At 40.9% G+C, this 12,900-nt stretch carries 12 protein-coding genes and 1 pseudogene; 12 read left to right on the forward strand and 1 reads right to left on the reverse strand.

Annotated elements, in window-relative coordinates:
• Positions 1 to 29: 29 nt before the first annotated feature.
• The gene (gene trhO, locus ACXAFV_RS04230) at positions 30 to 1,001 is read right to left on the reverse strand and encodes an oxygen-dependent tRNA uridine(34) hydroxylase TrhO (RefSeq protein WP_475124655.1); all 972 of its coding nucleotides are present in this window, start codon (positions 999 to 1,001) and stop codon (positions 30 to 32) included.
• A 296-nt stretch (positions 1,002 to 1,297) separates the two neighbouring features.
• On the opposite strand from trhO, the gene ACXAFV_RS04235 reads away from it, so the two are divergent.
• The 12 genes and pseudogenes from ACXAFV_RS04235 (at position 1,298) to ACXAFV_RS04290 (ending at position 12,884) form a co-directional block, all read left to right on the forward strand.
• A complete protein-coding gene (locus ACXAFV_RS04235) occupies positions 1,298 to 3,298 on the forward strand; it encodes a penicillin-binding transpeptidase domain-containing protein (protein ID WP_475124656.1) in 2,001 nt (666 codons plus the stop codon).
• Positions 3,285 to 3,563: a hypothetical protein gene (locus ACXAFV_RS04240; protein WP_475124657.1), complete on the forward strand. Its 279-nt coding sequence runs from the start codon at positions 3,285 to 3,287 to the stop codon at positions 3,561 to 3,563. Before ACXAFV_RS04235 ends, ACXAFV_RS04240 begins: the two co-directional genes overlap by 14 nt.
• A gap of 204 nt (positions 3,564 to 3,767) precedes the next feature.
• Positions 3,768 to 4,826: an SDR family oxidoreductase gene (locus tag ACXAFV_RS04245; RefSeq protein WP_475124658.1), complete on the forward strand. Its 1,059-nt coding sequence runs from the start codon at positions 3,768 to 3,770 to the stop codon at positions 4,824 to 4,826.
• A gap of 608 nt (positions 4,827 to 5,434) precedes the next feature.
• Positions 5,435 to 6,361: a manganese-dependent inorganic pyrophosphatase gene (locus ACXAFV_RS04250; RefSeq protein WP_475124660.1), complete on the forward strand. Its 927-nt coding sequence runs from the start codon at positions 5,435 to 5,437 to the stop codon at positions 6,359 to 6,361.
• A gap of 578 nt (positions 6,362 to 6,939) precedes the next feature.
• The gene (locus ACXAFV_RS04255) at positions 6,940 to 7,488 is read left to right on the forward strand and encodes a YcxB family protein (protein WP_475124661.1); all 549 of its coding nucleotides are present in this window, start codon (positions 6,940 to 6,942) and stop codon (positions 7,486 to 7,488) included.
• A gap of 365 nt (positions 7,489 to 7,853) precedes the next feature.
• Positions 7,854 to 8,241: pseudogene (gloA2, locus tag ACXAFV_RS04260) on the forward strand (SMU1112c/YaeR family gloxylase I-like metalloprotein).
• Between the two features lie 446 nt (positions 8,242 to 8,687).
• Positions 8,688 to 9,590, forward strand: a complete 903-nt coding sequence (locus ACXAFV_RS04265) for a tetratricopeptide repeat protein (RefSeq protein ID WP_475124663.1) — start codon at positions 8,688 to 8,690, stop codon at positions 9,588 to 9,590.
• A gap of 211 nt (positions 9,591 to 9,801) precedes the next feature.
• On the forward strand, positions 9,802 to 10,701 hold the full coding sequence (locus ACXAFV_RS04270) for a helix-turn-helix domain-containing protein (protein ID WP_475124665.1): 900 nt from the start codon (positions 9,802 to 9,804) through the stop codon (positions 10,699 to 10,701).
• Between the two features lie 13 nt (positions 10,702 to 10,714).
• The gene (locus tag ACXAFV_RS04275; RefSeq protein ID WP_475124667.1) at positions 10,715 to 11,431 is read left to right on the forward strand and encodes a CBS domain-containing protein; all 717 of its coding nucleotides are present in this window, start codon (positions 10,715 to 10,717) and stop codon (positions 11,429 to 11,431) included.
• A 119-nt stretch (positions 11,432 to 11,550) separates the two neighbouring features.
• Positions 11,551 to 12,012, forward strand: a complete 462-nt coding sequence (locus ACXAFV_RS04280) for a hypothetical protein (protein WP_475124668.1) — start codon at positions 11,551 to 11,553, stop codon at positions 12,010 to 12,012.
• 71 nt (positions 12,013 to 12,083) lie between these two features.
• A complete protein-coding gene (locus ACXAFV_RS04285; RefSeq protein WP_303049487.1) occupies positions 12,084 to 12,209 on the forward strand; it encodes a hypothetical protein in 126 nt (41 codons plus the stop codon).
• A gap of 117 nt (positions 12,210 to 12,326) precedes the next feature.
• On the forward strand, positions 12,327 to 12,884 hold the full coding sequence (locus ACXAFV_RS04290; RefSeq protein ID WP_475124669.1) for a class I SAM-dependent methyltransferase: 558 nt from the start codon (positions 12,327 to 12,329) through the stop codon (positions 12,882 to 12,884).
• Positions 12,885 to 12,900 lie beyond the last annotated feature (16 nt).

Consider the following 12,900-nt stretch of genomic DNA (forward strand, 5'->3'; position numbering starts at 1 on the left):
CTGCGTTTTAGCCAGTTCCTTTTATATAATTAAACTGAAGCTGTCTCTTTCTCAGCCTCAATCACTGCCAAACGCTCTGCCACTTCTTCCTCAGTCAAACCGTGTTCGCTGATATAACGGTTTTCTTCGCTTCTGCGGCACTCGTCAGAGCAGCTTCTCATATATTTATGCTCATTTTCTTCTGAGCAGAGAATTTTCTTATTACATGGCGGGTGGGCACAGTTTACATAGCGCTCACATGGCTCACCGTCATAGTAGTCTTTACCGACAACAACGTGCTCTTTACGGTTAACAGGTACAGCGATACGCTCATCAAATACGTAAAGCTGGCCGTCCCATAGATCACCTTGCACTTCAGGGTCTTGTCCATAAGTGACAATTCCACCGTGCAGCTGAGCAACATCCTCAAAGCCTTCTTTCAATAACCAGCCTGAGAATTTCTCACAGCGGATACCGCCTGTGCAGTAAGTGATGATTTTTTTGTCAGCCAATAATTCTTTATTTTCACGGACCCAATCTGGAAGGTCGCGGAAATTGCGGATATCAGGTCTGATTGCACCTCGGAAATGACCTAGATCGTATTCATAGTCATTTCGCGCATCAAGAAGGATCGTATCTTCTTGTTGGATTTGCTCGAAGAAATCCTTTGGCGCAAGGTACTCACCAGTGATTTCGTGAGGATTCACGTCATCTTCAAGACGAAGTGTCACAAGCTCTGGACGGTACTTTACTTTCAATTTCTTGAACGCATGCTCATCCGCTTCGTCGATTTTGAAGATAGTATCGTGAAAATGAGGGTCATTTTTCATTGCTTCCATATATGCATCTGTCTGCTCAATCGTACCTGAACACGTTCCGTTGATCCCTTCAGAAGAAATCAAGATACGTCCCATAAGGTCGAGCTCCTGGCATAATTCCTTATGCTTCGCAGTCACTTCCTCAGGATTTTCGATTGATACATAGTTGTAGTACAGAAGGACTCTGTAAGGTTTTTGACTCATATTAAATTCCACCTATCGATTTATATTTGCAAGATATAATCTTAGGATCATGTTCCTTATTACTCTTACGACAGTATATTATAACAAAAAATATACATCGTGCACCAGTTTTACTGAAAAAAGTAAAAGGAGTGAGAGGAAGAGGAGGAGGAAAATGGCAGGGGCTATAGAACTAAGTGTTTCTTGACGGACATACCTTAGAGATCGAAGAATACACTAAAATTGAAATTGATTCATTAATTTGAAATAATTAGAAATAGGATTGAGGAGTCATAATAAGGGGGTTGGCCGTACATATGGGTAAAAAGTTGTTTTTGCTTTGTTTTTTGGCGATATCGGGAATGTTAGTTGCAGGCTGCCAGGAAAAAGCACAGCCTGATGACCGATTGAAGGAGTATGTCGATCTTTGGAATGACAAGAAATTTGAAAAGATGTATGATTCATATCTTTCATCTTCAGCAAAAGAATCTTATCAAAAGGATGACATGGTAAAACGAACAAATGAACTATACGAAGACCTGGTTGTAAACGGTCTTAATGTAGATTTTAAAAAGCCAGAAGAAGAAAAAGAATGGGATAAGGAAGAAAAGGCAGAATTCCCTGTCACTATCTCGATGAATACATTGGCGGGCGAGATTTCTTATGAAGAAACCGTCACCCTTCGGAAACAAGAAAAAGACGATGAAGAAAATTGGTATGTGGATTGGCAGCCGGCATTCATTCTCCCTGATATGGAAAAGGGGGATAAAGTGGGTGTTGAGAACATCCCTGCCAAGCGCGGTGAAATCTACGACCTGAATGAAAACCCTCTGGCAATCAACGGGGAAGCTTTTCAAATCGGCATTGTTCCCAAGGAATTTAATGAAAATGATTTAGAAAAGTTATCATCTTTGGTTGAGATGTCTCCTGAAGCAATTCAAAAAGAATTGAACCAAAACTGGGTCCAGCCAGAATATTTTGTGCCGATCAAGAAGCTGCCGATATCTGAACGGCCCCTTGCATTGGACATCATCGAGCTTCCCGGCCTTTATTCAAAACGAGTGGAAGCCCGCCAGTATCCTTACGGAGAAGCAGCAGCCCATATTACGGGATATATCGGAAAAATCAATGCAGAGAAACTGGAAAAGTTAAAAGACAAAGGATACACAGCCCAATCCTTGCTTGGTATAAGCGGGGCGGAGGAAGTGTATGAGGAGAAACTGCGTGGTCAAAATGGTCAAAGGATTTACCTGACAAAAGAATCTGAAGAAGAAGTGACAATGGCCGAACAAGAAGTGCAAAACGGAGAAAAGGTCATGTTGACATTGGATGCAGAAATGCAGAAAAAACTATATGATCAAATGAAGGAAGAAGTTGGAACAGCCGCTGCAGTCAATCCAAAAACGGGTGAGACGCTGGCTTTGGTAAGCGTCCCTTCTTACGACCCGAATGAATTTGCATTGGGAATGTCGGGTGATAAATACGATAAAATTTATAACGACCCCGATAAGCCGTTGCGTAATCGTTTTTATCAAACCTACTCACCTGGTTCCGCAATGAAAGGAATTACAGCTGCTGTCGGTTTAAAATCAGGTAAGCTTGACCCGAATAAAACCTTCGATATCAACGGGAAGAGATGGCAGAAGGACAAATCATGGGGCGGGTACCAGGTAGTTCGTGTATTTGATAACGACAGTGTAGTGGATCTCGAAAGCGCCATGAAGTACTCGGATAATATTTATTTCGCCAGAGTGGGACTGGAAATGGGTGCTGAAACCTTTATCCAGGGTCTGAAGGATTTCGGATTCGGGGAAGATATTCCAATGTCTTATCCCATTACAAAATCGCAAATTTCTAATGACGGCAGTATTTCTAAAGAAATCCTGCTTGCGGATTCAGCCTTCGGGCAAGGGGAGGTCTTGATGAGCATTGTTCATTTGGCCAGTGCCTACGGCGGCATCATCAATGACGGCACCATGATGAAGCCGGTCCTTTTGAAGGATGAAGAACAAGGAGTTTGGAAAGAGAAGCTGTTGAGACCCGAACAGTCACAGCTGATGAGAACGAACCTCCGGAAAGTGGTGTCGGAAGGGATTGCCGGTAAGGCACAGGTAGCCGGAAAAGAGATTGCTGGTAAGACCGGAACGGCGGAAATCAAATCCGAGCAGGGGGCGAAAGGGAAAGAAAATGGATTGTTCGTCTCTTATGATCAGAAGAATCCTGAGTTTGTGCTCGCGATGCTTCTTGAGGGAGTAGAGGACCGGGGCGGCAGTACGCATACGGTTCAGGTGGCGCAGAAATTTTATGAGAGTTACTGATATTTTAAAGGAAAATTTGGCCTGCCGGGTGGTGCTCGGCAGGTTTTTGATGTTTGTGGGGGTCAGGGAACTTGTTTTGTTCCTTATTTTTCCATGTGACGGAATTATTGATGGAATCGAAAGAATAAAGAGGAAAACTCGAAGATTAATGGTTAAAACTAAAAGATTATCGGGCCAAACCCGAAGATTTTCGTGTGAAACTAAAAGATTTTTTCTAACCATCATAAAAACAACACTTGAACTCATTGATTTAGCCCTCGTATAGTCCATCTCTCCAATAAAGCCGTCCCATCACCCGTTAATCACTCCATAAACATAGGATTACCACCACTTTTACCCTTACAACGAGTAAAATCCCACACCGCCAATTGGAAAAATCTTAAACACCCTCCCAAACGACATACCGCCTGTCGAATTATGCTATGATAGGATAAACCAATGTGTCGACATCACAACAGGAGTGATTATTTTGAACCTATTTTTAACGGGTGCGACAGGTTTCCTTGGCGGGAAGCTTATCAAGAACCTTTTAGAAGATAAACAAAACGAAATCTACATTCTAGTAAGGAATGTAGAAAAGGCAGAGAATCTCAAGGACTCATTTTTACCCGCCGAACAACAAAGGATTCACATTTTCCAAGGAGACATTACCTATCCTAATGCAGGGTTGTCAAATGATGACATCGAATGGCTCACAAATAAAATAGATGCCGTCTACCATTTGGCGGCACTGGTCAAATTCGATCTCGATTTAAGGGATGAGTTATTTGCAGCCAACTATGATGGGACCAAACATATTTTGGAGCTCGCTTCGAGACTAAAAGCCAAGAAATTTTATTATGTAAGCACGGCCTATACAGTCGGGACGCTCACCCACGGAGTGGAAGAGCTTTACCCAACAGACGGGAAATTCAACAATCCTTACGAAGAGAGCAAAGTGAAATCCGAACATCTAGTATTCTCGTACAGTGACAAAATGGACGTCTCCATATTCAGACCGGCCATCATTGTCGGCGATTCAAAAACAGGGGAAGCCGATTCTCAGTTTACACTCTACGGTTTCATGCGGGCGCTTGCTGTCTTTAAACGGAAAACAGCTCGGAAAAATGACAACAATCGAACCTATAGGCTGCTGGCTGCCAAGAACGGAACGTCCAATCTTGTACCAGTGGATTATGTGGCTGATATCTTGAGCCTCGCACCGCAGAAAGCAGAAGCGGATAAAATCTATCACATCACCAATCCGAACCCGCCGACAAACTTCGATTTATTGCAGATGCTAAAAGAAGCATTGGCATTCCACAGCTTGTCAGTTGTGGAAAGTTCGGATGAGCAGCTTGATGTAGAGGAAGTCCGCTTAAACAGTCTTATTGATGTGTTCAAAGTCTATCTTGCTGGGAATCTGTCATTCGATGACCGGAATACACAAGAGTTGATTCAAGGGACGGGCGTTTCTCATCTAGATATGTCTAGAGAGACAATCGAAATGATCATAAAGGCAGGTTATAAAACAAAAGAGGTAATATAGAGAAAAAATGGCTGGGAAGTAAGTGTTTTGGTCTATGTAAAACCCGAACTGATTTTGCATTATATTAGGCATTTCAGTTCGGGATTTTAGTTTAGTTAAGTATATAAATAGACTTTGACTCTTACCAGCGGTTGATTGGAGTGCAAGACGCAGACTCCTGCGGGAAGAGTAGCTTATGTGAGACTTGTCCAGCTTCGGCGGCTAACCGCTCGAGGTCATAAGCTAAATGGTCCAAGAAGGCAAAAGGCAGCCTTCGCGGCCCATTTAGCTTATGCTTGTCGCGGCTGAGCAAGCCGCCTCCGCTTTTCTACCCGCAGGAGTGAATGCGATCGAGGAGGCTCACGAGCTACCCGCGGAAAGCGAAGTCTTGCACGGAAATCAATAGCGGTAATTAAGCTCCTATACTTCAATTGTTCAAATGGAAGCTTTCTTCCTTTCATTTGTGTTTTACCACAACATTTAATAAGATAAATCATGAACCATTACCGCAATTTTCTTGCCTGAAAAACCCAACAAACTAACAAAAACACCTTTGAAATATGGTACTATAAGAAAATGTAAAGAGAGAAATTCCTATCATTAAAATACATAGAGTAAGGAGAATGATCATGAGTAAAACACTTATTTTCGGTCACAAAAATCCTGATACGGATACAATCACTTCAGCGCTTGTGTATGCTGATTTAAAATCAAAAATTGGAATGGACGTTGAGCCAGTCCGTTTGGGTGAAGTGAATGGTGAAACTCAATACGCGCTGGACTACTTCAAGGTAGAAGCGCCTCGTCTGGTTGAGACGGTTGCGAACGAAACGGATACGGTCATCCTTGTGGACCACAACGAGCGCCAGCAAAGTGCAGACGACATTGAAGAAGTTCGTGTTCTTGAAGTCATCGACCACCACCGCATCGCAAACTTTGAAACAGCTGATCCTTTATACTACCGTGCAGAGCCGGTTGGATGTACGGCAACGATTTTAAATAAAATCTACAAAGAAAAAGGTGTTGAAGTAACGAAGGAAATGGCTGGTTTGATGCTTTCTGCAATCATCTCGGATTCCCTGTTATTCAAATCACCTACGTGCACTGACGAAGACGTGGCCGCTGCCAACGAACTGGCTGAAATCGCTGGCGTCGACGCTCAGGAATACGGTCTTGAAATGCTGAAAGCAGGAGCTGATATGAGCTCGAAATCAATCGCTGAGCTTGTGACCCTTGATGCGAAAGAATTCTCAATGGGTACGGCGAAAGTGGAAGTGGCTCAAGTGAACGTGGTGGACACGAACGACGTGCTGGGGCGCCAAGCGGAAATCGAAGCCGCGATGGAAACGTTGATCAAGGAAAAAGGATTGGACCTTTTCCTATTAGTCGTTACAGATATTCTTGAAAACGACTCGACTGCACTTGCGCTTGGAAGCAAGCAGGCAGAAGTTGAGAAGGCATTCAATGTGAAGCTTGAGAACAACACAGCGGTGCTGAAGGGTGTAGTTTCCCGTAAGAAGCAGATCGTGCCTGTGTTGACGGATGCGATTAAGTAATAATGGTAAGAAGGAAGCGGTCTGTATGGTAACGGGTTCGGTTTTGGAGTACAAGCAATAAAAAAGTAATAAAAATGGAGGTCCAATTCGCATATGAATTGGACCTCTTGTTTTTGTTGTTATTAAAGGGTTTATGGTCATTTATCATACTAATTCACAACGAAATTCGCACGCTAATTCACAACTGTCTGTTGGCTAACATACTCCTGCGAATTGGCGTGTTAAAACCTATGCAAATACTCGTGTGGAATAGGGGGCGAAAACGTCTGCTCATCGTCTCACTGTTGTAAAAAAATAATATGCAATAAACGAAATAATTCATATAGTGTAGAAACAAAGAAAAGACCGATTAAGCAATCGGTCTTTTCATTCTATATTGCCTTATTCAATTAAAGCCCCCGTTAATGGAATATCGCTCAATAGTTGCACAATGACAACAGACACTTGTTGAGGTTAAAGTTGATGACCACGACTTTCCAGAAAATTAACATTCTATACATACAGAAATAGAAAAAATGCTCTAATTTTATGCTAAACTTAAAAAAGTAATGGTTATTGAAAGGAGAAATGTCCTTATAATGGAGAAAGACTTTTGCCCTGAAAAGGATACACTTATTTTACGCGGCACGCTAACTAAGAAAGAATTTACAAAGCATGGGGATTATCATTTTAAGAAAATCCTCCATACGATTTTTTTATCGTTCATGATTTTTTCCTTCCTCACATTCGTAATCGCAACTTGGAATGCGGAAGACCTTGATGATGTTTTCAGTTATATCTTCTTCGCATTGTTTTCGCTGATTTTATCAAGCGTTCTTCTAATAGGGTTAAAGATTATCACTAAGCTAAAAGCGTACAGAGAATATAAAAGTGACCCCCTAGTTAAGAGAGAGATAACTTATATAATTAGTTCTCAGGAGATTCATCAGAAAATAGGCAAGTCAAACAACTATCTAGAATGGGAACAAATTCGCACAGCATATGAAAACACTGAAATGTTTCGGTTATATGTATCAAGAGCAAAAGCTATTGTACTGCCCAAAAGGTACTTTGCATCCGAGGAAGAAATTCAGTTATTAAAAAGGCTGATTACAAAAAATTTGAGTAAGGACAAAGTGAAGTTTTAGACTCCACTTATTTTTTTTAAAAAAACAGGGCAACTTCCCACTTAAAGTTGCCCTGTTTTTATTCAGTTAAACTGCCCTTTAATGGAACAATCCCATTATCTATAAATTAACATAAAATCCCATAAAACCTTTGGAAACCCTCTATGAATAAAAAACGCACAGATAACCAATCACTGTGCGTTTTTTAGTGTGAAATTTAGTAAAAATTATATAGCTAATCGGGTAGCGAAGAGTGCTGTCATTTGACATTTTGTACTCCAAAACCGAACCAGTTATCTGTATGGCTGCTTCTTTTTTATTTGAATAGTGCTAAAGGGTGCCAGGCACAACCCCTAAGGAAAAAACCATAAGAAAGAGGGCTCAACATGAACCTTAAACGAATCCACCACACAGCTATCATCTGCTCCGACTACGAAAAATCAAAAGATTTCTATGTGAAGTAAACTTAGGCTCCATCCAATAAGAGAAGTCTACAGAGAAGAAAGACAGTCATATAAACTGGACCTTGCCATAAATGGTGAGTATGTCATTGAACTCTTTTCATTTCCAGGTGCACCTGAGCGTCCGAGCTATCCGGAAGCAAGAGGGCTGCGTCATTTAGCATTTGAAGTAGAAAATATTGAGAAAACGGTAGTTGAGCTGAAGAAAAAAGGAATTGAAACAGAAGATGTTAGAGTCGATCCATATACTTCGAAGCGATTTGCATTTTTCGAAGATCCGGATGGATTGCCTTTAGAGTTATATGAAAAATAGGTGTTCAGCTGAAATAAAAAAAGAGCACTTCCCACAATGAGAAGTGCTGTCAACAGGTATTGTAATTTGTCGTTAGGTCTATTAAATCACATATGAGAGTTGAATGTATTTCCGGTCTAAGGCTTTTAAAAGCCTTTAGCAGGGAAGAATCTCATGAAAATAGCTAATTCCTTAAAAAATATTAAGATATTAATATTTCTAACAAGTTCCAAGGTTGTAATATTCCATGCGCTTATCAGGCGGAAAAAAGAGCACTTCCCACAAAGAGAAGTGCCGTCAACAGGTATTGTAATTTGTCGTTAGATTTATTAAACCACATTCAAATCATTCATGTAATCTCATTCTCGGGCCATTCTCTTGTAGAAATACCGGGGAAATCAACGTTTTTTAAACCATATCTGGTAAAATATAAATATATTAATATTTCGGCTGGAGGAGGGGTGGAATTGGACTACTCGGTAATTGGAAAGAAGATAAGAGAGCTTAGAAAAGAGATTGGATTGACGCAGGGGGAGTTAGCAGAAGACATATGCACACAGGCATTGATTAGCCGTATTGAAAAAGGAGACATCTATCCAAGTGCCGCATCTCTCTATCAAATCTCAAAAAAATTGGGAGTTGATGTTAACTATTTCTTTGAGATCGGGTCAACCCCCAGATTGGATTACGTCAAAGAGGTTGAGCGGCAGTTAAGGAAGCTGAGGATTAAGTTGAAATACCATGAGATGATGGATGTAATCAAAGTGGAAGAGAGCAACCCTCTTTTCTATAAGGACTCTACCAATCTGCAGCTCCTCTATTGGCATAAAAGTATTTATTTATTCGAAGTTCAAAAAGAACATAAGAAAGCCATAGAAATTTTACAGGAAGCCTACCATCTTACGGCTTCCCACAAAAAGGTATTGACTGAAAGAGAGATAGAAATCCTCATGACACTCGGAGTGTTTGAGTTTAATTTAGGGAATCATGATCAATCGATGGAATACTACGATAAAGTGAATAGCGCTTTAAATACCCTGGAGCATCTCAATGACAAATCGATTAAAACCAGGCTTCTTTATAATATTGCCAGAAGCTTGACCCGTCTAGGAAAGTATGAGGAGTCAACGAAATATTGTGAGGAAGCGATAAGGTGGTGTGTTGAAGAGGAACATCTGTGGGGGCTTGGGGAACTTTATTATCATATAGGTCATAACTATGAGCAGGAAGGCAAGCTGGAAGAGGCATTGCCATATATAGAAAAATCGATGATCATATTTGAGATGAGAAATAATAACAGTTACCATTCCTATCTTTTGAAGAAAAAAGAACAAATCATGTTTAAAAGAAGAGAAGGAAACAGTAAATAAAAAGAGCACCTTCCACAAAGGGAAAGTGCCATCAACAGGTATTGTAATTTGTCGTTGATTCCATTAAAACATACAGTCGAAAAACGTGTAATTGAACTCTGAGGTCCTGACAAGTAATAGAAGCGTATTTTTCTGACTATTCATGCCGTTTTCTGATAAAATATAAATATATTAATATTTATATGAAACGTATGTAAAGGGACGTGAACACGTGGACTACTCTTTAATAGGCAAGAAGATCAAAGAACTCCGCAAGATTGTCGGTTTGACTCAAGGGGAACTGGCAGACGGTATTTGTACTCAGGCCCTGATCAGCCGCATTGAAAAAGGTGATATCTATCCGAGCGCCACGGCTCTTTATCAAATTTCCAAAAAACTTGGGGTGGATGTAAACTACTTCTTTGAAATCGGTACGACTCCCAGACTTGATTACATTCAGGAAGTGGAGCGTCAATTACGGAAGCTGCGCATCAGACTTAAATATGAAGAGATGATGGAGATGGTAAAAGCGGAAGAAAAGAACCCCATCTTCTTGAAAGACAATCAAAATCTTCAGCTCCTCCTCTGGCATAAGGGAATCTACATGTTCGAGATTAAAAAAAAGAGAGAAAAAGCAATTGCCACTTTTTATGAAGCCTTCCACCTGACTTATGACAGCAAAAAAGCCTTGTCTGAAAGGGAAATGGAAATACTCCTGAGTATTGGTGCCCTTGAGTTTACAGGGGAAAACTACGAAAAAGCTTTAGACACTTACAACGAAGTGAAACAAGGCTTGAGAATGTTTACAAAACTGAACGATAAATCGATTCGAACACGGATGCTTTATAATATTGCGAGAGTCTTGACTCGATTAGGAAATCGCCAGGAATCCATCGAGCGCTGTGAAGAAGCAATCAAATGGTGTCTTGAAGAAGAAAATCTATACGGATTGGGCCAATTGCACTATCATATCGGCTATAATTATGAGTTAGAAGGTTATTATGACAAAGCATTGGACTTTGTTGAGAAGTCCATCCTGATTTTTGACATGCTGCGGGACGATAAGTACCTATCCTATCTGATAAAGAAGAAAGAAGAAATCCTATCCAAGCTGGAAAAGCAGCCCTTATAGAAAGGACAATTCGATGAACACAACGACCTACTCACTATCAGAGAGATACGAAGTCGCATTCAATCAAATTCATGAGGCATTGAAGAAGCAGGTGAAATCCAGGTCTGATAAATTTACAAGCCTCGTACACGCGGGACGGCATCATCGGGTCATCAGTACGTACCAGGATGAACTCTTTCAATATGCTAAACTGCGAAATGCACTTGTCCATGAAAAAACGGAGCTGGGTTATTACATTGCGGAACCTCATGGGGAAGTGGTCGAGAGAATTGAAAAAATCGCACAGGTCCTTACCAGTCCCAACTATGCCTTGACCATTGCAACGAAAGATATCATCTTCTTTCAGATGGAAGAGAGTATCGAAGACGTCATCAACGGCATCAGATCCTATAATTATTCTCAGTATCCTGTTTATCAGGACGGTAGCTGCATGGGTTTATTAACTGCAAAAGGGATTGTAAAGTGGCTGTCAGAAAGGATGATGGGGAGTATTGTAGATTTATCCCATGTGAAAATTAAAGATGTTTTTCAACATGAGAAAGAACATCCATTAGCTTTTGCATTGAAATCATCTACCATTTTCGATGTGGAAGAATTATTTGAGCGCTATCACCAGCGTAAAGTTGATCTTGAAGCCATCATCATAACGGAAAATGGCCGGAAAGATGAGGCACCGCTTGGAATCGTTACAGCTTGGGACCTGATTGAAATTGATTATACTGCAGACTAGCTGCAAGCCTTCATGAATACGTCATGAAGGCTTTTCTCATTTAATCGTCTTGAAAATCACATACAGGGAGGCAGGCTATCATAATAATGGTTGTATAGGGTTCAGACAGGGGTGAAAGGATGAGGAGAAGGAAAAATCCAGTTCCTCTTTTACTTATAGGCGTCGGAGGCATCATCCTCATTTTCTTTTTCGTGAGTGTTTTTGGAGGTGGAGAAGAGCGGTCCCCGGAGCAAGTCATTGCAGAATTTTATAAATATGAACAGAATGGAGACTTCGGCAATTCATGGGTGCTGTTTCACTCGCAGATGAAAAAGAAATTCGGAAAATCCTCTTACATTCAAACGAAAAATCATGTTTTCATGGGTCACATGGGCGTGGATACCTTCAAAGTGGAGGTTGGAAAAATAGAAAAAATAAAGAAGTTTTCCTTCAGTAAGGATGGTCCGGTTTTCAAAGACGTGAGATCCGCTAAGGTAAATTTACTGTTTGAAAGCCAGTTTGGCTTGTTGACAATCAGTCAGGTTTGCTACGTTGCCCAAGAAAAAGGCGAATGGAAAATTTTGTGGAACTATGATTTTTAATTTTCAGGTTTTAGAACCAAAAGTCGGGGTATTTAGAAACTAATTAACCATATTAAAAGGAGGGCTAGGCTGTGTCCCTATTATACGTGAAGGCCCGCGAAATGATGGAATTCGATGCAAAAGTCCAGCAGTCGCAAAACACGAATATCCGCCTGTTCCGTAAACCAAAGCCTGCACCTGTTCAGAAAAATAGATAAAGACCATCCATCATACACTCCGGCAGTCTAATTTAATTAGGCTGTTTTTTTATTTTTAAAAGGTGATACCTGTTTTAAATAGAATTTTTTAGTATAGAAGAATGGAGTTGAGGCGAAATGTCTAGAGAGACAGGGATACGAGTTGTCATCGGAGCAGGGGAGTATTCCAATAACCCGACATGGGTGCAGACACAGGAAAAAGATCTTAACCTGTTGAAACAAGGGGACTGGGACGCCATGTTTTCTGAGAACAGTGTCCAGGCAATTCTGGCAGAGCATGTGTGGGAGCATTTGACTTATGATGAAGGGGTGCAGGCTGCCCGGAACTGTTATACCTATTTAAAACCTGGCGGCTATGTACGCTGTGCAGTACCAGATGGGAAGTTTCCTAATGAAGAATATCAGCAGATGGTGCAGGTGGGAGGGCCGGGTCCAATCGATCATCCTGCTGCCAGTCATAAAATCGTACATACTTATCAAACCCTTACCAAGATGTTTGAAGAGGCTGGATTTGAGGTTCACCTTCTTGAATATTGCAATGATGAAGGTGAATTTATTTACAATGTATGGGATGAGAAAGAAGGATATATCTACCGCTCCAAGCGTTTTGACCATAGGAATTTGGATGGGGAATTAGGGTTTGTATCTCTAATTGTAGATGCAGTTAAGCTATAAAAAATCAGGGCCTGTT

Source organism: Rossellomorea sp. ABR4_012, assembly GCF_056159545.1.